The organism is Acinetobacter sp. TUM15064, from assembly GCF_008980265.1.
Lineage (GTDB): Bacteria > Pseudomonadota > Gammaproteobacteria > Pseudomonadales > Moraxellaceae > Acinetobacter.
In genome coordinates this window covers 26,860-49,773 of record NZ_BKFU01000009.1, presented here as the reverse complement: position 1 = coordinate 49,773, position 22,914 = coordinate 26,860, and the positions used below count along the sequence as shown (strand labels likewise).

Below are 22,914 nucleotides of genomic sequence, written 5' to 3'. Positions count from 1 at the left end.
TCCTGCGGGCAATAAAAAAGCCCGCAGAATGCGAGCTATGGTTAGGTATTAAAAAAGCACATTAGAGTGATTTTTAATCATACATACTTATGCAGCCCAAATAATATTTTGCTGAAAATTCATTTAGCTGCTCCTCCTTTATTGATGGAGTTGAATAGTTTGGCTGCTCATAAGCATCACGGATGATTAGACCAACAATCTTATGCATATTTTTATCTGGATTTTGCTTAAGGGCTGAATCGTTTGCCTCCAAAGCTTTAATTAAAGGCATACCATTTTGTTTTTGCTTCATGATTGTATTTGCCATTTCCATGTACATCCGACAATTCTCTTCATGGTTAGCATTGCTTGTGTTTTTTGCATAAGCACCCAAGGACAAGCAAATCAAACTCCCTGCAATTAATATATTTTTCATTATTTGATCCTTGTTAGGCGTAAATTAAAGTCTGATGGTACAAGTATGCGGTATTCAACTTCTGCGTTAGGCTTCATCTCTGCCTCTTGTGAAGTTGCAACATTTGGGCACATTCCCCCGCCTGTTTCCAGTCTAAAGATATAATAATCAGGTCTTAGGTATACAACAGCCTTTTCATTAGATCGTATTGAGAAAATTTTTATATTATTAGCGTAAATATCATGAGTACAGCCGGAGCCTAAAAAACCTTTATCTCGCAAAAAAGTCACCTTAGTCTGATCTTCCGATTTTCTTGTAAAATAATCAGAATCAACCATTCGACTTTCAGGAACCATTGCGGTTTGATTGCTATTTACAGGACTGGTTGAGCAACCCACAAAAAGAATACTTAAAATACCCATAAATAATAATTTTTTCATGTGAAAACCCTCTTATAAGTAATCACAAGATACTAACTCTTCACTCAAAAAGAAACCTCCCGGAGGAGGCTTAGCTTTACTAAATAAAATCTCACCCGAGCTTACTGAAGATGCTTATAAGACTTTTTTAGATCTCAAATCCTGCATTAGATCACCAATATTAGAAGATATCGCAGAACGAACAGCCTCTGAGTCAGTACCTCCCATCGCTTTCGGTGAAGCTTTGTGTGTTTTGATTGTATTTTTATAAATCTGCTCACCGTTTTTCGTGACGATATAATCAATATCTAGATAAAAATCAACCTCTATAAAGCCAATCCAGTCGTATTCGAATCGCTGAATATCACCTGATATCTGAATGTCTGCATTCCGATCAGGATTAAAACCTGCTGCGATTAACTCCTTTGTTAGTGAGGACTTTAGTAACACATCTGCTTTATCAGACATGTACATAGTTCCAATCGCTGCTGATGGCTTCTGAAATTCATTTGACTTAACTAGTCCTTTTTCGGCGGGAAGGTATTTAAACACCCCAACCCCTACATCCCCTTGGCCTTTGATTGTTGGTGATGCAACATAATTAATGGGCATTGTTGTTGAGCACCCACTCAAAACCAACCCAAAACCCAAAACCCCTGCAATTAATAGTTTTTTCACGTGATTACCCTCTTATAAGTAAATATAAGATACTAATTTTCAGGGGGAAAAGAAACCAACCTAGACTGATTTCTTGCTCATCTTCTTATAAGCCTCATCAATGAACCGATTATCCAGATCAAAAATAGCAGCATTAAAAATATAACGCTCTACGGGTAACTCGTATTGCTCACAGTAGGCATTTAGATCGGTAATGCCCAATGCTAACGGTGTGCCTTGCTCATATCTGCGTGAGCGTGAAATAACATTGTAGGCTTCAATTAGTGCGTTTGCTGTATAGCTATACTCAGGCTTTTTCACCTCTTTGGGTGGTTGTCTACCTAATGCTTCAGCTATTGCTCGCTGCTTTTGGTTGTGCTCACTCGCTTCTTCTTCACTGGCGAATTGGATGTATTCGTAGAGTTCTCGGACTTTCCCAAGACTTCATCTCGATAGCTGTTTGCTTCAGTTTGAATTTGGTCGGCTTGTGCTTTTACAAAGGCCCAGATTGCGACACCAATATCACCCATATTGAAAAGTTTGGTTGCGTTCTCGGGCGAGCATTCTGGTTCAATTTCCTTGTCATTCTCAACAAACACTACGCCCTTCCAGTCAGCCACCAAATGACATGCAGCAGCTTCTAATAAAAGTTCATGGTAAAGCTTATCATCATTGTTTGCTGTAGATACGTTATAACCCTTAGATGTGACTTGATTATTAGCGCGTTCAACCGCCACCCGATATGCCTTGTAATCAGAACCGCGAATCTTGAATTCGGCTAATACATTCCCTTCGCCATCTTTATATTCTTTCCAGAGTGCGACTTCTTTACTTTGTTGGATTGCTACTTTTAAAGCCATGTTTGATCTTCCAGAAGAAACCGCCCGAAGGCGGCTATTGATTAAACTTTAGGTGTGCGTGTAAGTGTTGGCGCCTGATCCACAACCGTGTATTCAAATGTGGTGCTCAGGATGTCGTCTTTACCACCAGTTGCAAGCGATGCTGTAAGCTCAACTTTAGGAATATTTAAAACGTATTTATTCCCAGCAGTATCCGTGATTGGAATTGATAGCGAAATCGTTGCGTTTGTAAATTGGCCCTCATAAAGCTCAGCCGCCTTAGTAGACCAAGCCATAGTAAAGCTACCTGTACCTTTGGCTGACATTTCAAGAATTGCACCAACTTCAAGACCAGCACCCAAGCATTTTTGCACTTGCATCGAGTTATCCCAATTGAATGAGAACGCAGTAATGCAGGCTGTACCTTTAACCGATGCCCCATCGACAAGTAAATCACCAACAGAGATATTTGACATACGTGGATTGGTCGATGCAGGCGTAATCGTTCCAGCGGGTGCTGCTGCTGCTGGGGTTCGCTTGGTACCCATAAAGCCGAAAGTTAAGCCAATCAGCCCAGACTCGGGAATATCAATCCCGAATGTATTTACATGCAAGCCTGAAAAGGTGTGATAGTTCGCAATGTCGGTATAACCAAGCAATACGCTAAATGTCTGGCGATTGATGCCACCAAAAGTCAGAACATTGGTCGCCCAAGCATTAAAAGCTGCTGCTGCCATTAGATCATCATACGCACCATACTGAGCTTCTGCGCTCAACTCGCCTGAATACTCGGCTGAGGTAATCATGGATGATTGCTGCAATCGGTTATCCGTAATTGATGCTGACTCTGTTTTTTCGACACTTTGGTTTAATGAAATATCAGTAAATGCCAAGGTTTGACGTGCAAATGGCGAAGGCACTGTTCCAATAACAGTTTCTTTTGCAATCTGCACTAATTGTTTTGCGCCCGAACTCATGGTTTTCTCCTATTCAAGGCATAAAAAAACCACCTTTCGGTGGCGATAAATAAATTCTGTTTTAGTTAATTCGATAACTTACGTTTACGTTGTATTGATAAAAGCTCATGGCTGAAGGATCGCCAATCACTGATAAATGTCCTGCATCCAGAATATCAACCTGAAGCATCTCCAAATTACCCACCTTATAAAACTGCATATGTTCAGCCCACTTGTCTGCAAGTTTAGATAGTTCCAGAGTGCCAGAGTGAAGCGGTGCAAATAACTGGATAAAAACAATGCCCGGTGTTCGTGTGCAAGGCTGATCACCAATACTTGCAATAAAAGTTCCAGCATTTTTCACTGTGACTTTTGCCCAGATCTCTTTCTTTGGCGGCTCAAATGGCTTGCCGCCAGCTTGTGGATTGTTTGCAATTTGAATATTCGCTTTAGGCATGCCAGTGAATGTACCAACACGCGCAAGAATCGCTTGTAAGGCTTGAGTATTGGTCATCATTTATATTTCTCGCTGACGTATCTAAATGAAAGTGCGTAGACGCCATTAGGTGCTTGTTGACTGTGACCATCTTCCAAAGCTAGGCCATACGGGCTTAATGTTTGGACATACACAAGGCCGCCTATTTTCGCTGTAGACGCTACTTTTAAGCCTTCCGATAGTGTTGCACCACCCGATAGGTCAAAGCCTTTCTCATACGTGCTTTGCGGTGCGTCAATCGTAACTTTATGCGATGCCCGAAATTCACCATCTTGAACCGGTGAAAGCACAACGACTCGCTGAAGTGTTTCACCTACAATCTTTTTGAGATGGTCGTCTGCATTCTTCACCACTTCAAGCGCAAAATTAGTCGGTTTGTTTTTCCAGGCCATGGCTATTCTCGATATTCAACAGTCACATCACCAAATAAAATTTCATGCGCTAATTCACCACTAATCATAACTGGCCGACATTCAATATCAGTCTTGATTCGAATTAAGAAGCCTTTTTCCAAATCCACATAAAAGGCACCTCGAATCTGCTCACCATTTAAAAACACCGATTTAATGTTAGTAGCGCGAACATCAACATGAAACGCCTGATCTGAATCAACTGCACGTTGAATTAGGTTTGAATCATCAATGTAAATCATCAGCTTCACTCTCCTGAAACATTGCAAAAAGATCCTGAGCTATGCGCTGTATTGAATAAGCTTCAAATTCAGTGCTAGGCTTTTTTTTACCCATCAGCTTTTTGATTCGCTGCCAGATATGAACAGCTTCATGTAATAAAAGCCCATGCACTTCAATCAATGTTCTTTCACCGCAATCACCCAACTGTACAATGCAGTGTTTGCCACCATCGTAATAATCAACCTGAGCACCTGACGCACGAATCAAAGGCTTGAATGCCTCATTCGCACGAAATTCTTTTTCTAAATCTTCAATGCTCAATGCACTTGGCTTGCCCTGCAAATCAAGAACACGGATTTTGATTTCACCATCTACAGTTTCGACCTGTAGGCGATTGCTAATATGTGGAAGTAAAACTGAATCACTACCTGGTACAGCTAACTTTGCTGCCAGTTCAGTAGCTTTACTTCCTACTGTTAATTTGTAGACTTGTGCTTCAAGTGACTGTTTTTCGTTTAACAGCTCGGTTTCGCGTGCTGTGAATTTTTCACCCCATGACTTTTCCAAGGCTTCGATATTGCCGTTCTTGCGGGCATTTTCTTCAGCTTCTTTTCGGGCCTGTTCTTCAGCTTCTTTGCGTTTTTGCTGTTCTGCTTTCTTTTCAGCGAGCAGTTCATCAACCTTTTTGCGTAGGCCATCATCGTTTTGTGGCTGGGGAATACCTTCGATTTTCAGGACGTATTTACCGTCTTTTTCTTCATAGAGTGATTTGACAGATTCCTCGACACCATCGAGATTTTCTAATTCATACTTCAGCATTTTGCTCTCCGAGCGATTGTGCAGTCACAAACTGCGGGCATAAAAAAAGACCCGTTTGGGTCTAGGTTAAAATTGGTTTATTTATTCAGCTTCTTCATAAGTTGCTAAAAATATATCTGGCTTACATGGGTAGAACTCACCTTGAATGCCTTTGATGACGTAATCACCTAATGAGGCGACATGCTTTGCGCGACCATCTGAGCCATCTTCTAGCGTATAAATTGTTAAGCCGTTTTGATTAACATGATCCACATACTCATCGAATTTATCGCAAGATATTTGTAATCGAGTATCTACCTTCTGCCCCATAAATTCTAAAACTTCTTTGGTTGATTTTCTTGAGCCATCCCACTTGATGGCATCCACAACTACAGGTTTCTTTTTATATTTCATCTAGGTCTCGTCCAAGCCTTTAAAATTAAGTCATAAATGATTTGTTGTTCTGGTGTGGTCATGATTGCTCCCGAAACATAAACTCAACCTTGCCTTTAATAATCTCAGTCAAGATTTCATCTCTTTTCTCATTTAAAGCAAAACTACCATCTGCATTTTGTTTGTGCTTTTCGATATAACCTCGCTCTTGGTCAGCCACAATCACATGATTATGCTGAATACCATCCACCAGAACACGCACACCTTGAAACTTGCGCTGAAGCTCAGGATCATCTGTTAGGTCGTCAACAGTTACTCTCATAGCCCCAACTCCTTAAACGTTTTAGCATCCAGCGCCTTCAACTCATCAAGCGTGTACATAGCGCCCTGCGGATCAACAAACTTATCAATGTTGTAATTGCCTTCTTTGTAGAGCTTGTAACGCGATGGGCCGAGCCATTCTTTCTGAAAAAACTCATCGGTCTGGTCGAAAAACTTCTTAAACGATGTATTGGCATCCAGTTGGCCAATCAGGTCTTTACGTTCATCTTTTGGAATGTCTTTGACCTTACGCTCATCCATCACAAAAGGACGTTTGCCGGCAATATCGCCATCTTCATCACAGCCAACCAGTACAGACCTGCAGTTATAATGAAGTGGTGGTTTTGGATAGGCCTTATTGATGTCGTACACATTGGCATCCAGTGAGGCGCATTGCTTGGAGGTGCGACCATCCAAAGTGCTGACGAATTTCACATGAGTGAATCCAAGTGCCTTCCACGTATCGTCATATGAGATATTCGCCACATGACTTCGGGCAGTCCTAACAGTTCGTTCAATCTCAACCTTGGCCGCATCCCAGATACCACCAACATAAGCGTACTGATTGCCTACCTTGGTTCGCTTCTCCAGCGTAGTGAAGATTGGCATGCAGATCGATGCGGAAAAGTAACCGCAAGTCGCATTAAGGATGTGGATGCAAAGCCAATTAAAGGCAAAGCACATAATGCTTTAACCCTAACTATTCTGACTGAGCGCCTTACTGGCGTTCAGGAGGAAACCAAAACCAATAGTCTGATGCAATGGGGTATTGATCAGGAACCTTATGCAATTGCTGCGTATGAAAATGAGACTGGTAATTTTGTAATTGGCACAGGTCTGATTGATCACCCAGCTATCAAAATGAGTGGCGCTAGTCCTGACGGGCTAGTGGGCAAAGATGGTCAAATTGAGGCTAAATGCCCAAGCTCGCAGACTCATTTAAATACCATTCTAACCAAAGAAGTACCTGCTGAATATGTGCCACAGATTACTTGGCAATTAGCTTGTACGCGCCGCAAGTGGTGCGACTTTGTGAGTTATGACCCTCGCCTGCCTGAGCATTTGCGACTGGTAGTTATTCGGGTGAATGCAGAAGATTTAGATATTGCAGGTATTGAGCAGTCAGTGATTCGATTTAATCAAAAAATTGATCAGATCATTGCTGAGTTAAATCCAGTTGAGGTGGCAGCATGAAAAAATTAACTCGCGTCCATCCCCTTATGAGCGAAGCCTTCATTATCTGGCTTGTCCGCATTGGCTACCGGGGTGTGCGTCATAGCTCAGGTGACACGCATTTTTATTGTGAGGTGGTGAATAAGAACTTTCCTCGCGGTGTGGTCATTATGGCGAACGGGAAGCTAAATAAGATTGCTGTTCGCTTGTTTGAAGAATTTAAGGGGCATGACCCTTTTGAGGTGGCGTGATGTTTAAGGTCGGCCAACTTGCAGTAAATATTGATGAAGGCACAACACACCAGATTCGACACATCAAAATTCAGAATGGTGAGCAGATGTTAGGGTTTGGTAGAAAGCGGTTCGCATGGTGTTTTGCAAAATATTATAGAAAATATAAGAAGGTGGCGTGATGGAAGTGCATGAGAAACGAATTTTACTTGAGGCTATTGAGATTTTGGTAAAGCGCCCTGCTCAAGCTGATGAAACAACATTAGGTAATGCAATTGGTTATTTCACTAAATTGGTTGAATCAACAACAGGCGGTCAATTGACGATTGTGCCAGTGGTTAAATAAATATTTCGAGCAATTATTTGCGCAATTTAAACAATAAACCAGGTTTTTGCGCAGATGTTTGCTCAGGAGAGTGTGATGGAAATTCAGAAAGAAAGAGAAGCGTTCCAGAAGTTTTGTGAAGAAAACTTTGATTTTGAGCGTCATGAGCAGACTTATTTCGACGAACAAACTCAGTGTTATGAAAATGATATTGGTGAAGATACTGAGTCAATAAATATGGCTTGGATGGCATGGCAAGCAACCAAATCCCAAGCGGTGCCTGAAGGGTTTGTTTTGGTAAATGCAGAGTCTTTATCACTTCACGCCCAAAGCATACGCATGTTTAGCAATGGTAGTGAGGAAAATTATTATTACGAAATTGAAAATCACGTCTGCGCTATTGAAGCCATGATCGAAGCACAGGAGCCAGCTAAATGAAAATGAATGCACCAATTAAAATTGAAATGAAGGTTTATGCGGTTGAAGAAGAGTCTGGGCAGCAAGCAGTTTTAACCATGTCGCTTCCTTTGGGCCAATATCCTACTCGAACAACATTAGAGTCTATCTTTAAGCAAGCTCAAGATGCTCTACCTGAAGGCTTTCGTGTAATGGATAAATCTGAATTCTTTAATGCTTACCTGCAGGAGGAATATGGAGCAACAGAAAAGTTTGCGACTCCAGGATCTCGTGAATTTACCGATGAAGATATTGAAATGGAGCCAGCCAATGACTGAAATTCAACAAACAAACATTGCTGTGGCTAACTTCATTATTGGTGAGTTGCACAAGGATAAGCCTTTCAACTTGGTTTTGGATGCTGGTGAAACAGGCGCTTTGTACCACATTGCGAGCGAGTCACATCACCTGCACAGTAACTTTGTGCGGAAACTGGAAGCAACCTTAAGACAGCGCGTGAACAATGGCACGGGCGTTATTTTGGAAGTGAGTGATTCAAATGTTGACCTGTATTACCACATGCTGAGTAGTTATATCGCAGAGCATGACAAGTTTGGCGTGGTGGAGAGTTTGGGAGAGGTGTCGTGAATCTAATTGAGCAGTTGGGCGGGTATGAGAAGGCGAAAGAAAAAATGGATGACATTTGCCACACTCTCGACAATAGCGAACTTTTGGGTGGTGGTGATGCTAGAGAAGGCTTATATGAAAGACTTGAATCTATAGATAAAGCCCTTCTCGAATACCGCCGCCAGCACAATATTTTTGAGGTTGGGGACCCAATGATTATCCCTAGTCGCGGAAATGGAATATTTTATTTTAATGCTCTGTTTTCTGATAGCGATACTGCAGAAGCAAGACACGCCACAGACGCAGAAATCGCAGCAGGTAAAAGATTGGAGGTGAAATGATGGGATTATCAAAATATACAATCACGGTTGAGGCTGACTCCCCACCACAAGTCATGCTTGGGCAGAACATTGGTGGTGGTATTGTCAAAGAACTGAAAGAAGTTGAGATGGAACTAGTATCTGCTGCTAAATTAGCAGAAAAATACAATCTATCAACGACAACCATCCGTGAGCGTCTTGCATCTATTAATCAGGGTACACAAGGCAAATGCTTGTACAACCCTCGCCTAGCGCACGGCATACTCACAACAAAAAATAAAAGAGGCAGACCGAGAGCTAATTAGCTCTCACTGTCATTGAACATTTCAACTAGGTCCTGAGCGTCTGGATTGTAGTAAGTGTTAATTAATATCCCAATTGTCTTATGCCCGGTGATCTTTGCTAAAACCTCAACTGGTAATTTCCGAACTTTAACCATTCTTGTGATTGCTTCATGTCGTGAATCGTGGAAATTAATGTGAGGTAGACTCGCTCTTTTTTTAGCTCTCACCCACGTTGCGCAACATATATCCTTGTCGATCGGCACCAGAACGTCATTATCCAAAGGTAACAATGAAAGCAGACGCTTTGCTTCTTTCGATAACGGTACGTTTCGAGACTCTCCATTTTTAGTCATCGGCAGATGTACAAAACCATCTCTCAGGTCAGACCTACGCATTGCCAGTATTTCACCTTGTCGCATTGCAGTTTCAAGAGCAAATAGAAATGCCCATGCCACATAGTGCTTTGACTTCTCAGGTGTAGATTCACCATCCCAATCCAACGCTTTAAGCAACACTTCCTGCTGTTCAGGCATAATCCGCTGATTTCGTGATTTTTCCTTACTTGGCATCGGCACAGTTTGCCAAACATTCGACTCAATTAAAAAAAGCTCTTTCAAGGCATAAGTGAAAACAGCCGAATAGATAGCATGCTCATTTCTTAAAGTTGAGACTTTGACTTCCTTTTTCCGTTTATTTCGCCACTCAACAATGTCACTGGGCTTAAAATCATAGATAGACTTATCGGCAACATTGGGTGCAATGCGATCAAGGTTTTTAATCTTGAGCATAATTGTTCTAGCAGATCGCATGTGTCTGCCATGCTCTTGATAGTACTTATCGCACAATTGACGAAATGGGTATGCTGGCTTTATTCCTTGTTCTAAATCAGCCTTACCTGTTTTAAGTTCCAGTAGCTTGATTGATGCCCAGTGCTCGCACTCTTTTGCTGTATCTCTGGTCACTGAGTATCGCTGCTTGTCAAAAGTAACAGTGATACGCCAAGTTGACCCACGTTGTATTGGTTTCGGAAGCTTCATTTTTCTTGGTGCAGATTTGGTGCAGATTGCCTTTTATTCTATCGAGAATGTAGCAAAAGGAAAGAAAATACGGGGTATTTTGTGCATTTTTAAAATGTGATTCCAGCTAACGTATGTTTTAATCTATTCATAAGATACTGTTTTTTAATTACTTATTATTAATTTGTTTTTGTATTTGATGCGAAAATTTATAGATACCACCTAAAATCATTGTATACTACCTTTTTATTATGAAGTCCGAATGTACCAAGCAAGTTTTGGACATTCCTCTAGTGAAGTTTGATGAGTACTTTATTACTAATTACCTCCGCACCGAGTTCGATTCATGCATGGCATGCGCTGGGTTTAGCACAAGCACTGCATGCGAAAAATGAACTCTTTCGAGTGTTTTTCTACCAAGATGCTGTTCAAGTTGCCAATACCCTACAATGGGTACCTGACGACCAACGGAATCTATGTTCTGAGTGGCAAAAACTCGCCATTCGTCTGCCAGTTTGTGTTAGTGCAGCCTTGGCTCGAGGAATTACCGATGCCGAAAATGCACAGCGTCATCAGTTAGCACAGCATAATCTTGCTACAGGTTTTGACTTGGTCGGCTTAGGGGAACTGGCCGATGCCGTTCAGTCTGCAGAGCGCTTAATTCAATTCTAAGTGCTAAGTTTTCAAGAATTTGTTGCTTTTAAAAGGTATATTGTGTGAAATCTGTACTGGTTATTTTAACCCAAGCCAATTTGAACTCTTTGCAGGTGCATGAAAGCCTCTCTGCAACGATGGTTCTTGCAACTTTTGGCTGTGAAGTCAAAGTATTACTACAAGATGCTGCGCTCAGCTTATTAAACGATGCTCAGTCATTTGAACCCTTAAAGCATGCTTTTAAACTGGCGTCAAACATGGTTGATAGCTTTGAGTTTTATGACTTAAGCCCGATTTGGATTGAAACCAAAAATCAAGCTTCTGCCTTTGTTCAACAAACCGAGCAAGAAATAGAATGTGTTGAACTCAATGCCAATTTAATACAACAGTTTGACCATGTGCTGTATTGGTAAGGAGACAGTTATGAGCAAAACACTTTATCTCGTGCAGTCTCCATTTGCCGCGACAGAGCTAGCGCTGAGTAAATTACAAAACCTGTATCAATCAGGGGATGATGTGGTTTTAATGGGAGATGCGGTCCTTTATATACAGCATCCTTTTATTCAGCAGTTGCCTTGTATCTTTGTGCTTGAGCAGGATGCTGAAAATATCGCTGCTGCCCATCCGAGCAACCTAGAAACCATCAGCTATGTTAGGTTTGCTGAGCTATGCTTAAGCCATAGTCGTTGTATCAGTTTAAAATAATTTTGAGTGTTTAGATGAATTTAGAATTAGACCAAGATGGTCATTTAGTCGATTACACCATTTGGAATCAAGAGGTTGCAAAAGAGTTAGCAAAATCTTTAGAGCTTGAATTGACCGATTGGCACTTTGAAATCCTCATGGCAGTGCGTCAGTTTTACCAACAGTTTGGACACTCACCTGCAACACGTCCACTGATTAAGTTTTTAATGAAAACAGTCAACGCAGACATCAATAATGCCATACTGCAAGAAAAGTTTAATACTGGGCTTGTAGCGCGCCATCTGAGCCGTTTGGCTGGTGTACCAAAACCTGCAAACTGTTTATAAGCCTAAGCTTCTTTAATGTCTGATTGAGCTGCTAAAGCATCAACATAAACCTGTGTCGGTATCGCTTTGATGTCTTTGGCATGTATGGCATCACCACATTCGTTACAAACCAAATGTGGCTGAATGCTATGCCCACAGGTTTTATGGATAAATTGCACGGGACGACCTTGCCCCTCGTCCATCCATTGATCGGCCCATGTTGCCATCGACATCAGCACTGGATATAAAGCCAAGCCTTTTTCAGTTAGACAGTACTCAAATCTTGCTTGACGATCCGTGTAGGGTCTTTTCTCCAAAATTTCATGTTCAACCAAGCGCTTTAATCGAGCAGACAACAGGTGCCGAGTCATACCTAAATTTTCTTGGAAGCTTTCAAATCGGCGCGTTCCTAAAAATGCATTTCGTAAAATCAGCACAGTCCAGCGGTCACCAATTACCGATAGTGTTCGTGCAATTGAACAAGGCTGCTCCCCGATCTCATCCCATTTCATTACAAAAGAACCATGTTGATTGTTCCCGTAACGTTAAAAGATTTAAAGACAGAAGAAAAGCCCTTTTACCTGGACTTCTCTTTAAACATCTAATTGTAGCTATGAACTACTCCATTACACACAACTGGCTTTTAAAGCCTTTTGCTGCGTCTGGAACATAAAGTCTACTATTTCAATTTCACCGTTTTGTAGCTCATTGAGACGTTTTTCCATGACGTAATACAAAGCTTTTTTATGTTCTTTAGACAGCGACATCTGTTGAAGCTGTTGTTTCAAATGAACCAAAAGGCTTTCTATTGGCTGATCATCTTCTATCATCAGGTATGCATAGCCAAAAATTGCACCACTTAATAAGGCTTCAAAAGAAAATCCATGCGAGACATTGTAAGCAACCGATGAAAAAACACGTTCAAATGCGCTTAGTTTTCGAAGTGGGTCACGCGCAACACGGCTACATGGGTCTTTATAAGCATACTGGCATGACTGATCAAAACTTTTTGCCAATCGTATTAAATCATTTTTGCGTTTTGGCAGGTAATGCGTCAGACCTTGCGTCACTTCTGCAAGCAGTTTTTCAACATAATACTGCACTCGCGGATCGCCCATCGCTACTCCAATGGTCTGATGCCCGAGTAGGCTGGCATACCATGCAGTCATGGCATGTACGCCATTCCATAAGCGGTTTTTAATGAGCTGAATATCTGAAATTTGATCGACCAAGATCATTTGACGCATTTTACTGAGTAAGGGACTTTTGTTTTCTACATAGATTGGCATATCCATTTCAGCATTGAATAGAATTAAATCCATATGCTGTAAAATATGGCTCGGTTGAAAGTTTTGTCTCAAATCCTCAACATATTCACTGGCACGGCGTTCTTGATCTACGCTGAGTTTACTGACATCTTCAACTTCAATTTGATTACTCTCGTCATCAAGTTGATATTGCTTAAAAATATTGTATTTAATGCACAGTTGACGATATAGATTTTTATCGCTTAGCTTAGACACCATACGGTTGACTACCGTATCGCAGAAATAGTGCTGCTCTAAAATAAAATCGGCAACAGCATGGTCTGTTAATTCCACCAAGGCTTTACGTACCTGCTCAAGAACCAACTGCTTGGCGCCTATTTTATTTAAGATAATTAACAGCGTCAGTGGAGTTTGAACTTGCTCATCTTGTGCCAAATAGCGTGCATAGAGGCCCTGTGCAATGGTTGCTGCTTCACTGACTAGAGCATTTTCAGCTAAACAAATCGCAATTAAACTCGACTCGACGTACATGGCATGCATCTGCTGTAAGTCTTCAGCATCAATAATATGCATATTTTCAATACGTTCATCATAAGACACTTGCCCATAGCGAATACAATATGCCCCAAATGCGTTAACGGCTGAGCGATATAAGCTATTCCGTGTAGACGCATAGATTTTTTTAGGACGCGTATAACCATCCCAATGCGATAAAATTTGTGCGATATAACCGCCACCAATCGCACCAAAGCCGTGAATTCCAACAGTGAGTTGATTTAAAGTTTGAGGAAAGCTTTCTTGTAAATTGGGCATTTCCAAATGTGAGCTGTAGATATCTAATTCCATTAGATAGTCATACATATTTTCAAAATAATAATTAGCATGAGCCAACATACTTTCATTCGGTTCTTTAATATCTTTGAACAGTACACAGATGCCCCCAGCATCATGTGCCGAACGGATACCATTTTCAGAGTCTTCAAACATGAAACACTGTGCAGGTTCAAGGTTCAGTTTTTGCGCTGCACTTAGGAAAATTTCAGGATGTGGCTTCCCCTGTTCAACTTCATCACCACAGACCAAGACATCAAAAAACTTATAAACATTGGCATTGATTAAATACTCTTCAGCAATCGCTCTTCGACTAGAGGTCGCCACGGCCATACGTAATCCTGCTTTACGTAGGCGTTCTAGAACTTGTACCAATCCTTTTTTAATCGGAACACCATATTGGCGCACTGTTTCTAATTCTAATTCATCAGCTCGCTTACGAATGTCCCCGTAAGGAACTTCTTGACCATATTGCTTTTGAGCTAGCACTTCAGAACTACGTGCACTTAAACCTAAACAAGCCATGAGGTAGGCATCTGAAAACTCGACCCCAATCTGCTCTTTGGATGCCTGTTTCAAGGTTTGAAACCGTAAACGTTCGGTATCAAACATTGTTCCATCCATGTCAAAAAGCGCACCATGCACAATATCATTTTTAAATTTAAACATTTAGCCTCCGTTTTTATGTTTGCACTTAGACTATACAAAAACCGGGCACAAATTTGATCCTCAGATTTCCTGAAACATTTTTGTTTACTTATTGATCAATAGATTGGGGTTTAAGCATTTTTTTGTAAACGCAAGGTAATCTTAGGTAATCGAACCGTAACCATAGCGATCATTTTTTTAACAAATTCTATCTGGAGATGAGCCATCTAAAAATGAATTTGATCTTTATATTCATCAATGATCGACAACCATGCACGAGTAGCAGGATTCATGACTACGGTGGAATTCCATGCCATATTTAAGTTCCAGCGCAAACTTGGTTGTTCCACTAAACTGACACTGAATTTTGCGCGATCTAATTGCTCACAATAAATTTGTGGTAATAAAGCAATACCGACACCAGACTCGACCATTTTGGCAATAAAGTCCCACTGACTACTTTTACATAATACTTTGGGTTCAAAGCCTGCTGCCATAGCTGCTTCCAATATCACATGGTTCAATGTAAAGGTATCTGCATACAGCAGAAACGATTCTTCTTTGAGCTCGGCAAATTGCACCACGTCACGCTTTCTCCATTGTGAGTCATGGTTGGAAAGCAAACACAGCGGCGAATCAATAATTTGTATCCCCTGAATACTAGGCTTTAATTCTCCCAGTAAGATACCCACATCAATATTTTTCGCTAAAATTGCTTCTTCAATTCCTGTTGCACCGACTTCTAAAAAATTCAACTCAATATTGGGATAAAGTTTATGAAATTTAGCAATCAATGAGCTTAAAAGGACTGAACCTAAAGGTGGCAGACCGAGTCTCAGCACACCTTGCTTTACCCCTCGAATCTGATCAGCAGTTTCAAAAATTTGCTGTTGCTGTTGTAAAATCTGCAATGCATGCTGATACAGCTGTTCCCCCATATAGGTCAATTTAACTTCTCGCTTTCGTCCTGCTTGCCCTTTATGAAATAGGGGTAAGCCAATTTCATCTTCTAGTTGCCTTAATACTTTGCTGATAGTGGGTTGAGTTAAATAAAGTTCCTCAGCAGCTACACTAAAACTTTGGCTTTTCACTAGCTGCACAAATATTTTAAGGGTCTTAAAATCCAAAATTATTCCAGATAAGCATAATTATTATTTTATTATTCATAATTACCACCCTAGGTCAAACTTAAAATAACACTAACAATCCAAACATGGTGGACATCAGATGCGTCCGTTCAAACTGGTTTATCGTTCAATTCTTCAAGTCGGCCTGCTAATGGCCATTTGGTATATCGGTACGTTTGTACAAGCTACGCTGTCCTTGCCTGTATCTGGTGGAGTCGTCGGCTTAACACTTTTGCTTATTGCACTGTTAACAGGATTATTCAAACTAGAATGGATTAAGTCAGGCTCTGATCTACTCCTCACTGAGCTATTATTATTTTTTATCCCCTGTGTCATCGGGTTAATTAAATATAAACATCTCTTTCTTACTCAAGGCTGGCAACTGGTTTTATCTATTGTTGTTGGTACCATTTGCGTAATGACCTGCACGGCCTACTGTGTCTCCTTAGGCTTTAAGCTTGAAGAAAAGTTTCAAAAAAAGACCAAACGACCCCATCAGCTCAATACACAAGTTTAAGGAACCACCATGCATATTCATTTTGTAGCCTTAATCTGTTTTATCGGGACCATACTGGCATATATTTGGGGTAAAAATTTTTATCAGAAATATCCCTATCTGTTATTCTCACCAACCATTCTAATCCCTTGTCTCATCATCCTATGTATGATGATGTTCCATATTCAGTATGACAACTATATGTATTACAGTAAGTGGCTCGTATGGATGTTAGGCCCTACGACAGTTGCTTTCGCCATTCCAATCTTTGAGTATCGCAAAGTCATTCAACAACATGCTTTCTCTATAGCATTAGGTATTATCATCGGCATGATGGTTGGAGTACTTAGCTCTTTTTACTTGGCACGTTTGTTTCATTTTGATGCTGTAACCAGTTACAGTTTGATGAGTCGTTCTATCTCTACCCCTTTTGCCATGGAGCTCAGTAAGGCCGTTGGTGGTTCTGTAGATCTGGTGATTTTATTCACTGTGATCACTGGTATAGTCGGCGGACTTTTGGCCAATTCTGTATTGTTAGTCCTAAAACTAGATTCCAAATTCGCTCAAGGAGCATCTTTGGGCAATGCAGCACATGGTTTTGGTACCAGCACTGCGTTCAAACGCCATAAAGAAGAAGGCGTAGCAGCCTGCCTCAGTATGGTTTTAGCAGGTATCTTTATGGTTCTTTTTGGTCCAAGTTTAATTAAAACAGTAGTTTATCTACTCAGCTAAGGCACAATAATAGCTTTAGCTAATACGGCTAAAATTCTGCTCTTTAATGCCTTTAAAAGCAAAATACAGCATTAAGCCCATCATTAGTGCCAATAAAAAATAATAGGGCAAATGTTGGTTCACCTGATAGAGTCCAGTACTCAGCAACGGCGCGAAAACAAAACTTAAAGCCTGTGTTGCCGTACATAAACTGGCTATTTTAGTTTGTAGCGTGGTTGACGCTGTTTGGGCTGCCCCTGTGGTAAAAGCGGGCATTAAACAAGCTACAGCAATACCATAAAAAAGATAAGCGGCTTGAAAAACCCAAATCTGGCTAGCGCTGACTGAAAGTATTAACCCCAAGACCATTGTCGCTAGACCGAACCATAATAATTGTTTAATTGACCAATTGAGTCGTTTTGAAATCGCCAATTGCATTAAAACCAGTGCGATCCCCACAATCAATGAACACTGAGAAAAATAAATTGCACTTTGATAGGTATCGAAATGGAAGCGATCTTGAATATAAAAACCAGCAGTTAAATTTAAGGTAACAATCGCAACATATAAACTAAAACCTAACAATAACCAAATCCCTAATTTTGACCATTGCAATTTTTCTGTCGGCAGAGTGTCTAATTTCGCCGCAGTATCCGCTTGTTCCTGTACCTGTGGCGCTTGCTTTGCTTGAAAACTAAGTACAATCCAAACCGCCATACCCGTTAAAATAGCCACGGCACCCCAAAGTGGTGTCAACATGCTCCATGTCAATAACATGGTCGTCACCAAAGGCCCAATGACAACCCCTATACTGTTTAGTGCGCCAAACTTTGCCATGTTCTGACTACGATCCTGCTCACTTTGAAAAGCCGTCATGACATAACTTTGCAGCGCAATTTGTGGCATTGCCATAAAAAAGCCCGTACTGGCACGGGTCAATATGAGTAAGCTAAACAAAACAATAAACGACATGGAATAACTCAGCCCGTAACTAAGAACACCTGCAAATAAGCCCCATGTCAGCGCCATACCAGTGAAACCAATACTTAATAGTTGATAAATGCTGAATTTTTGGGTTTGCTTCGCGATATAAATAGCAGAAACTGCCATGACTAATGCCCCAGCCGACACCAATGCACCACCTTGCAGCTCAGTCAGCCCTAGTTGCCGAATAAAGGGCGCAAGCAAAGGTAAAATCATTGAGAAACAGGCGCCATTGGCAAGACTACCTGCAATAAAAATATTGTTATTGCTATTCATTTTATTATTTGAACCATATTTTAAGGCGAGATTACAAAGTAAAGAGGTAGCTGAACGCTACCTCTAGACATACAGTTAGTATTTCAATGTATAGCTCAGACCATAGGTTCGACCTTGAGCAGCTAAGCTTGAAATAGCCCCATAAACCGACTCAACCGATTGACTATAGACCGATTTGTAGTCTGTATTCCACACGTTATACACTCCAAAGCCGATCGTACCAGGACCTGCTTTTGCATTGGCAATCACATCCATCGTTGCAAAGCCTTTGATTTCAGCAGGAACAGTCGAACCGTACTTTTCAGCGTCTTTTTTTGCTTTATCCGTACCACCAATAGCTAAGGCTTGAACACGTAGACTCATGTCATTGTTAAACTGCCACTCAGAAAATGCTGTGCCTTTCAGTGGCGCAACTCTGATTGCATCTAGTTCTTGCCATTTCCCAGCAGTATTTTTGAACTGTCCACGGGTATACGCCATGGTTCCACCCACTGTCCAATTTGGCTGTAGTCGATATGACGCATTTCCTTCTACACCATAAACGCGCTCATCTGTATCTAAGACTTCAATGGTATAGTTTGGACGGCCAAACTTTAAACTTTTATCTGAGTCATTATAAAAAGTGGTCACGCCCGCATTTAGACCATTTGTAGCTTGCACACGCCAACCCAACTCGTAGTTATTCACTTTAATTGGGTCAATGGTTTGGCTGTTGACTGTAAAACTTGCAGGCACATCACGAAGCATACGTTGAATATCAGGTAAATTTGAGCCTTGGGAAAAGTTTGCAAAAATTTGTTGAGCATCGCTTAAGTGATAAACTGCACCCACATTAAACAATGTCGCGTCATGCTTTACTTTACCGCCATTTAAAGTCTTGGCTTGGTAGCCTGGTTGCAAGTCAGCGGTAATTGCCTCTAAATAAGGCGTTGATTCATCCACTTGGCTTTCTACACGTTCATAACGTACCCCTGCTTTTAAGCCTAAGCGATCTGTCACATCAAAGTCTGTTTGAATGAAGGTACCCAACTTTTCTGTTTCGACATCTGGCCCAAAAGCATAATAATTAAAAGGCTTATAATTTAGACCGTTACTAGCCACAAATGCAGCACTATCGTACATTTGAATATTTTGTTCATCTTGTTCATTTTCATAGTCAATACCATAGCTGAGCCCCAACTTCCGACCATTTAAGTCAAATTGTTTCTGCAAGGCAACTCGCGCACCATAAACATCAATATCTGTTTCCGACTGATAAACAAGATATAAACCGCCTCCCATAGCCTGAGCAGAAGGGAACCAGCGTGCTTGCTCATTCCGATAGTACGCTTCAGCATTTAAGGTATGCCCCAATACATTTTGATTTTCATATTGCGTATTAAATGCGTAGCGTTCGGTTTGCGGTTGGGTCTCTAACTGCATGCCTTTGACCGCAGCAAGACTGGCAGTATAGGTTGGGTCACGTCTTAAATAGGCTAAACTCGGACCATAGTCAGGACCATATTCACTATCTTGTTCGTCATTAAAATATTGAGCACCAAAACTCAAACTTTGACTATCTGAAATATTCCAAGTCAAACGACCATTGATATCTAATGTATCCGTATCTTGACGGTCTGTTTGCGCAACTTCAGGCCCAATACGGTTACCATGGCTGTCCTGAATTTCACCACGAGTGGTATAACTGGCACCGAAAGCCCCTTGTAGCGCACCTTGGTTAAACAAAATATTTTGTGATGCTTCATAGGCCATAGCATCTGATTTAAAGTTATTTCCCGCAGTCATCCCAACTTTAGTTTCAAAGCTAATCGGGTCTTGGCCACCACGTTTGGTAATAATATTAATAATCCCGCCTGTTGCGCCCGAGCCATAAATACTGGTTGCCCCTGAAACCACTTCAATACGCTCAATCATAGACGGTTGAATGCTATTTAACTGACGTGAACCATCGCGATAACCTGTTTGCGGTACACCATCAATCATGTATTGCACTACACGACCACGCATGGTCATACCATAGTTTGAGGTCGTTCCACTACTCGGTGTCAGAGATGGAACTAACATTCCCAAGATATCTGCAATACTCTTTCCTGCATTGGCCTGTTTTTCAATTTCAGCTTGATCAATGCTATAAACTGTCCCCGCAATATCCGCAATGCTCTTTGCAGAACGAGTTGCTGTCACCACAATCGGTGCCAGTTGTGTAGCCTCTTTTTGTTTAGCTTCAACACGGCTTGTTTGGCTATCTAATGTTGTAGTGACATCATCTTGTGCATACAATTGTGTACATACAGCAAGTGTTAAACAAGTCAACTGCATAGGTAACATAAAACGGCTCATATCTTTTTCCTTTTATTAAATTTCTTGATTCAAAAGTTTTGTTGAGTTTTTTGATGACGTGAAATGATGTATTGGCTCAGTAGTACACTGACCACAGACGCAACCGCCAATACCATATAAAAATTGCCATATCCGAGTGATTTGGCTAAAAATCCCGATGTAGCTCCCCCAATGAAATAAACCAGTAGCTCAAAACACACCAAAATGGTGAAGTCCGTGCCTGCCTGTTCTTTAGAACTGCTCTGCATGAAATAGGCATAGAGTGAAGTCATTGCTACATAACGAATCGCAAGCATGACAATCACAAATCCCCCCAAGAGTAAATGCCACTGGTTTAACCAGCCCAAAACAATGGCTGCGCCAATCACTCCATACAACACCGTTCGACACCACCCCGCCCAAATAAGCAACTGAGTAGCTTGCAACTTTTTCAGAAGAAATGCTGCCGTAACGGCAGCGAGCAAACCCACGCCTGCACCAATCACAGACATCAGCACCCCAATTTGAGCAAGCGTCCATTTTTGGTCAATGAGCATCGGATTGAGCATCGCCATTGCAGGTGCTTCAACCACGCGATAGCACAAAATCAGTGCTAAGGCCGATAAAATCTCTGGCCGTTTAAAAGCACGGATTAAGCTTGGAGCTTGTTTAGCGATATTCGTCTGTTCACTTGCATTCTCTTGAATGTAAAAAACAGCAAACATGGTCAATGCTGTCATAAGTGCTAAACACACCAATGCGCTTTCCCAGCCGTAATATTGGTACAACCATAATGTTGCCGCACCACCTAACATACTCCCCAAAGCGACCCCAATACTTTGTGCCATACTGCCTAGACGGTATTCAGACTCTGAAAAAGCTTCAACGGTATAGCCATCAATAGCAATATCTTGAGTCGCAGCAAAGCTTGAGATCCATAAACCAATCACAACAAATACGATCAATCCGTAAGAGAACTGGGTAAAAGCCAAGGCCAGAACGCCAAGAACCAATGCTATTTGAGTAAAAAGCAACCATGTTTTTCGTTTCCCTAACTTCTTGATATAGAGTCGGTCAATCAGTGGTGCCCATAAAAATTTAAAAGCCCATGGAATATAAAGCAGTGACAACATTCCAATCCAACGTAAATCCACCCCCTGATGTCGCAAAATAGCGGGTAATGCCACATTGTAAAAATACAAAGGCAAGGCATGCGCCAGATATAAAACAATAACAACGGCTAGGCTCAAAGCAGAGATTTGGCGTGTTGCTCTTTGTGAATTTAGGTTTTGCATATCCACCTCTGCACTGCCCATTGCAGTGCATCAGAATGATCAAGCGTGACGTAATAAGGCACCCGCCACGCAGCATGCAGTGCGGGTGTATTCAGTCGTTGTTGATCTGCCGGGTCTTGTGCAATTCGGACTAAACCCAAGCAATATTGAAAAAAAAGCTGTTTGTATGTTTTGTACCAAGCCGCTTGCAATTGACGGTATTCTTCCGGAAATTCCGTGCCAACGTCGGTTTGCATGACCAAAGCAAAGTTTTGTTTCTTTAAGAAAAAACGTTCAATTTGGCTGAGCCATTGTTCAAATTCGGCGACTGTAACATCCTCCGAAAATCGCATATTCATGATGTGTATATGTTCTGAGCTATAGCTCATGTAAATTCCTCAGTCCTATTGAGTGGGTTGTGGTTTTGCATAAATGCAGTTGAATGAGTTAAATACCCTCCAAATTTTTCATAGAATTTATGTTTAAAGCAGTAATACAACATGGCTGTTTTTTCAGGCATCGGAATTAGGCGCTGTGCCTCATAGCACATTTCTTCCACTACTGCTGCATAAGGTTTAACAGTATGGTCAGGCTCACCAACAATTTTTTCGGATGGCGCATTCTCAAAAATGTAAAAACCCAACAAGCGCATTACTGGGCGCAAGTAGCCCTTGCCGAAAGCTGACTTTTCACCAAACAGTAAGTGCCAACCAAGGTCTAAAGCATCGCCATCGTAATAACGCCCAAGGCGGTCACGCTTGCCTTCATAGATTTCGGTATAACCCACATCCTGACCATCTACCCCTACGATCAACAACCGATGGTGATCATCAGCCAGCATTTTTTCAAAATAAACAGCAAGGTCGATTTCAGACTTATTCAGCTGCCACTGCGGTATAACGTGGGGCTCATGCATCCATTTATGTAACAATGCTAAATCCTCTGGATACTGCACTTGACGTAGGTAAAATTGCGTCTCATTCTCATAGTATTCATAAAAATCGGGAAGTTGCTGTGACAGTGTTTTCATGGGGAAGCCT

General features: G+C 41.3%; 34 protein-coding genes and 2 pseudogenes. 14 read left to right on the top strand and 22 right to left on the bottom strand.

All coding sequences use genetic code 11. The features are described 5' to 3' along the window. Positions 1-73: 73 nt before the first annotated feature. The 13 genes and pseudogenes from GBI16_RS04730 to GBI16_RS04670 form a co-directional block, all read right to left on the bottom strand. Positions 74-415, bottom strand: a complete 342-nt coding sequence (locus tag GBI16_RS04730; protein ID WP_171494529.1) for a hypothetical protein — start codon at positions 413-415, stop codon at positions 74-76. Beyond that, on the bottom strand, positions 415-834 hold the full coding sequence (locus GBI16_RS04725) for a hypothetical protein (RefSeq protein ID WP_151706613.1): 420 nt from the start codon (positions 832-834) through the stop codon (positions 415-417). The genes GBI16_RS04730 and GBI16_RS04725 overlap by 1 nt, the downstream gene beginning before the upstream one ends. A 114-nt stretch (positions 835-948) precedes the next feature. Continuing rightward, complete coding sequence (locus tag GBI16_RS04720; protein WP_094148367.1) at positions 949-1,491, bottom strand: hypothetical protein; 543 nt, start codon at positions 1,489-1,491, stop codon at positions 949-951. Positions 1,492-1,551: 60 nt separating this feature from the next. Continuing rightward, positions 1,552-1,791 (bottom strand): hypothetical protein, encoded by a 240-nt coding sequence (locus tag GBI16_RS04715; RefSeq protein ID WP_151706612.1) that lies wholly within the window; start codon positions 1,789-1,791, stop codon positions 1,552-1,554. Positions 1,792-1,823: 32 nt separating this feature from the next. Next, complete coding sequence (locus GBI16_RS04710; protein ID WP_151706611.1) at positions 1,824-2,330, bottom strand: hypothetical protein; 507 nt, start codon at positions 2,328-2,330, stop codon at positions 1,824-1,826. Between the two features lie 41 nt (positions 2,331-2,371). Next, positions 2,372-3,286: a phage tail tube protein gene (locus GBI16_RS04705; RefSeq protein ID WP_151706610.1), complete on the bottom strand. Its 915-nt coding sequence runs from the start codon at positions 3,284-3,286 to the stop codon at positions 2,372-2,374. A 61-nt stretch (positions 3,287-3,347) separates the two neighbouring features. Continuing rightward, positions 3,348-3,782, bottom strand: coding sequence for a phage tail terminator-like protein (locus tag GBI16_RS04700; protein ID WP_151706609.1), 435 nt, complete (start codon positions 3,780-3,782; stop codon positions 3,348-3,350). Next, the gene (locus GBI16_RS04695; protein ID WP_151706608.1) at positions 3,779-4,153 is read right to left on the bottom strand and encodes a hypothetical protein; all 375 of its coding nucleotides are present in this window, start codon (positions 4,151-4,153) and stop codon (positions 3,779-3,781) included. The genes GBI16_RS04700 and GBI16_RS04695 overlap by 4 nt, the downstream gene beginning before the upstream one ends. Before the next feature lie 2 nt (positions 4,154-4,155). Further along, positions 4,156-4,413, bottom strand: a complete 258-nt coding sequence (locus tag GBI16_RS04690; protein ID WP_151706607.1) for a hypothetical protein — start codon at positions 4,411-4,413, stop codon at positions 4,156-4,158. Then, a pseudogene (locus tag GBI16_RS18795) lies at positions 4,400-4,645 on the bottom strand (hypothetical protein); the annotation flags it as partial. The pseudogene GBI16_RS18795 and the gene GBI16_RS04690, both read right to left, overlap by 14 nt. Positions 4,646-5,293: 648 nt before the next feature. Beyond that, complete coding sequence (locus tag GBI16_RS04680) at positions 5,294-5,605, bottom strand: hypothetical protein (RefSeq protein ID WP_151706605.1); 312 nt, start codon at positions 5,603-5,605, stop codon at positions 5,294-5,296. A 58-nt stretch (positions 5,606-5,663) separates the two neighbouring features. Continuing rightward, positions 5,664-5,906, bottom strand: coding sequence for a hypothetical protein (locus GBI16_RS04675; protein ID WP_151706604.1), 243 nt, complete (start codon positions 5,904-5,906; stop codon positions 5,664-5,666). Continuing rightward, positions 5,903-6,460, bottom strand: a pseudogene (locus GBI16_RS04670) (phage head morphogenesis protein); the annotation flags it as partial. The pseudogene GBI16_RS04670 and the gene GBI16_RS04675, both read right to left, overlap by 4 nt. On the opposite strand from GBI16_RS04670, the gene GBI16_RS04665 reads away from it, so the two are divergent. From GBI16_RS04665 to GBI16_RS04635, 8 genes are all read left to right on the top strand, one after another. Beyond that, positions 6,392-7,099 carry a lambda exonuclease family protein gene (locus tag GBI16_RS04665; RefSeq protein WP_228267807.1) on the top strand — a complete coding sequence of 236 codons (708 nt, stop codon included), beginning with the start codon at positions 6,392-6,394 and terminating at the stop codon, positions 7,097-7,099. The pseudogene GBI16_RS04670 and the gene GBI16_RS04665 sit on opposite strands and share 69 nt — an antisense overlap. Beyond that, the gene (locus tag GBI16_RS04660) at positions 7,096-7,329 is read left to right on the top strand and encodes a hypothetical protein (RefSeq protein WP_130235205.1); all 234 of its coding nucleotides are present in this window, start codon (positions 7,096-7,098) and stop codon (positions 7,327-7,329) included. The genes GBI16_RS04665 and GBI16_RS04660 overlap by 4 nt, the downstream gene beginning before the upstream one ends. A 160-nt stretch (positions 7,330-7,489) precedes the next feature. Continuing rightward, positions 7,490-7,654 carry a hypothetical protein gene (locus tag GBI16_RS18635; protein WP_171293161.1) on the top strand — a complete coding sequence of 55 codons (165 nt, stop codon included), beginning with the start codon at positions 7,490-7,492 and terminating at the stop codon, positions 7,652-7,654. Positions 7,655-7,729: 75 nt separating this feature from the next. Continuing rightward, a complete protein-coding gene (locus GBI16_RS04655) occupies positions 7,730-8,071 on the top strand; it encodes a hypothetical protein (RefSeq protein ID WP_151706603.1) in 342 nt (113 codons plus the stop codon). Further along, on the top strand, positions 8,068-8,367 hold the full coding sequence (locus GBI16_RS04650; protein ID WP_151706602.1) for a hypothetical protein: 300 nt from the start codon (positions 8,068-8,070) through the stop codon (positions 8,365-8,367). The genes GBI16_RS04655 and GBI16_RS04650 overlap by 4 nt, the downstream gene beginning before the upstream one ends. Next, positions 8,360-8,677 carry a hypothetical protein gene (locus tag GBI16_RS04645; protein ID WP_151706601.1) on the top strand — a complete coding sequence of 106 codons (318 nt, stop codon included), beginning with the start codon at positions 8,360-8,362 and terminating at the stop codon, positions 8,675-8,677. The genes GBI16_RS04650 and GBI16_RS04645 overlap by 8 nt, the downstream gene beginning before the upstream one ends. After that, the gene (locus GBI16_RS04640) at positions 8,674-8,997 is read left to right on the top strand and encodes a hypothetical protein (RefSeq protein ID WP_151706600.1); all 324 of its coding nucleotides are present in this window, start codon (positions 8,674-8,676) and stop codon (positions 8,995-8,997) included. Before GBI16_RS04645 ends, GBI16_RS04640 begins: the two co-directional genes overlap by 4 nt. Beyond that, positions 8,997-9,281 (top strand): HTH domain-containing protein, encoded by a 285-nt coding sequence (locus tag GBI16_RS04635; protein WP_063454287.1) that lies wholly within the window; start codon positions 8,997-8,999, stop codon positions 9,279-9,281. Before GBI16_RS04640 ends, GBI16_RS04635 begins: the two co-directional genes overlap by 1 nt. On the opposite strand, the gene GBI16_RS04630 is transcribed toward GBI16_RS04635, so the two are convergent. Beyond that, positions 9,278-10,297: a site-specific integrase gene (locus GBI16_RS04630; RefSeq protein WP_151706599.1), complete on the bottom strand. Its 1,020-nt coding sequence runs from the start codon at positions 10,295-10,297 to the stop codon at positions 9,278-9,280. The genes GBI16_RS04635 and GBI16_RS04630 overlap by 4 nt on opposite strands. Before the next feature lie 282 nt (positions 10,298-10,579). Here GBI16_RS04630 and tusD point away from each other — a divergent pair, with 282 nt between their 5' ends. From tusD to GBI16_RS04610, 4 genes are read left to right on the top strand one after another with little or no spacing between them, the layout of a single operon-like run. Next, positions 10,580-10,948: a sulfurtransferase complex subunit TusD gene (gene tusD, locus GBI16_RS04625; RefSeq protein WP_151706598.1), complete on the top strand. Its 369-nt coding sequence runs from the start codon at positions 10,580-10,582 to the stop codon at positions 10,946-10,948. Positions 10,949-10,992: 44 nt separating this feature from the next. After that, positions 10,993-11,343 carry a hypothetical protein gene (locus tag GBI16_RS04620; RefSeq protein WP_086209226.1) on the top strand — a complete coding sequence of 117 codons (351 nt, stop codon included), beginning with the start codon at positions 10,993-10,995 and terminating at the stop codon, positions 11,341-11,343. A 10-nt stretch (positions 11,344-11,353) separates the two neighbouring features. Then, positions 11,354-11,635 (top strand): DsrH/TusB family sulfur metabolism protein, encoded by a 282-nt coding sequence (locus GBI16_RS04615; protein ID WP_151706597.1) that lies wholly within the window; start codon positions 11,354-11,356, stop codon positions 11,633-11,635. Positions 11,636-11,649: 14 nt separating this feature from the next. Further along, positions 11,650-11,961 carry a TusE/DsrC/DsvC family sulfur relay protein gene (locus GBI16_RS04610; protein ID WP_086209228.1) on the top strand — a complete coding sequence of 104 codons (312 nt, stop codon included), beginning with the start codon at positions 11,650-11,652 and terminating at the stop codon, positions 11,959-11,961. A gap of 2 nt (positions 11,962-11,963) precedes the next feature. Here the strand turns inward: GBI16_RS04610 and GBI16_RS04605 are convergent, their stop codons facing one another. The 3 genes from GBI16_RS04605 to GBI16_RS04595 all read right to left on the bottom strand — a co-directional run bounded on the left by GBI16_RS04605 (position 11,964) and on the right by GBI16_RS04595 (position 15,814). Next, positions 11,964-12,452 (bottom strand): helix-turn-helix domain-containing protein, encoded by a 489-nt coding sequence (locus GBI16_RS04605; protein WP_151706596.1) that lies wholly within the window; start codon positions 12,450-12,452, stop codon positions 11,964-11,966. 114 nt (positions 12,453-12,566) lie between these two features. Further along, positions 12,567-14,708, bottom strand: a complete 2,142-nt coding sequence (mtlD, locus tag GBI16_RS04600) for a bifunctional mannitol-1-phosphate dehydrogenase/phosphatase (RefSeq protein ID WP_151706595.1) — start codon at positions 14,706-14,708, stop codon at positions 12,567-12,569. Positions 14,709-14,914: 206 nt separating this feature from the next. After that, a complete protein-coding gene (locus GBI16_RS04595) occupies positions 14,915-15,814 on the bottom strand; it encodes a LysR family transcriptional regulator (RefSeq protein ID WP_086209231.1) in 900 nt (299 codons plus the stop codon). A gap of 100 nt (positions 15,815-15,914) precedes the next feature. On the opposite strand from GBI16_RS04595, the gene GBI16_RS04590 reads away from it, so the two are divergent. Together GBI16_RS04590 and GBI16_RS04585 are read left to right on the top strand one after the other, a co-directional pair. Then, the gene (locus GBI16_RS04590; RefSeq protein ID WP_086209232.1) at positions 15,915-16,331 is read left to right on the top strand and encodes a CidA/LrgA family protein; all 417 of its coding nucleotides are present in this window, start codon (positions 15,915-15,917) and stop codon (positions 16,329-16,331) included. Positions 16,332-16,340: 9 nt separating this feature from the next. After that, positions 16,341-17,042: an LrgB family protein gene (locus GBI16_RS04585; RefSeq protein WP_086209233.1), complete on the top strand. Its 702-nt coding sequence runs from the start codon at positions 16,341-16,343 to the stop codon at positions 17,040-17,042. Positions 17,043-17,057: 15 nt separating this feature from the next. On the opposite strand, the gene GBI16_RS04580 is transcribed toward GBI16_RS04585, so the two are convergent. The 5 genes from GBI16_RS04580 to GBI16_RS04560 form a co-directional block, all read right to left on the bottom strand. Then, positions 17,058-18,281, bottom strand: a complete 1,224-nt coding sequence (locus tag GBI16_RS04580; protein ID WP_086209234.1) for an MFS transporter — start codon at positions 18,279-18,281, stop codon at positions 17,058-17,060. A 75-nt stretch (positions 18,282-18,356) separates the two neighbouring features. Further along, on the bottom strand, positions 18,357-20,621 hold the full coding sequence (locus GBI16_RS04575) for a TonB-dependent receptor (RefSeq protein ID WP_086209235.1): 2,265 nt from the start codon (positions 20,619-20,621) through the stop codon (positions 18,357-18,359). A gap of 29 nt (positions 20,622-20,650) precedes the next feature. Then, positions 20,651-21,895 (bottom strand): MFS transporter, encoded by a 1,245-nt coding sequence (locus GBI16_RS04570; protein WP_308463946.1) that lies wholly within the window; start codon positions 21,893-21,895, stop codon positions 20,651-20,653. Then, on the bottom strand, positions 21,883-22,263 hold the full coding sequence (locus GBI16_RS04565; RefSeq protein ID WP_086209236.1) for a hypothetical protein: 381 nt from the start codon (positions 22,261-22,263) through the stop codon (positions 21,883-21,885). The genes GBI16_RS04570 and GBI16_RS04565 overlap by 13 nt, the downstream gene beginning before the upstream one ends. Next, positions 22,260-22,904, bottom strand: a complete 645-nt coding sequence (locus GBI16_RS04560; RefSeq protein WP_086209237.1) for a GNAT family N-acetyltransferase — start codon at positions 22,902-22,904, stop codon at positions 22,260-22,262. Before GBI16_RS04560 ends, GBI16_RS04565 begins: the two co-directional genes overlap by 4 nt. Positions 22,905-22,914 lie beyond the last annotated feature (10 nt).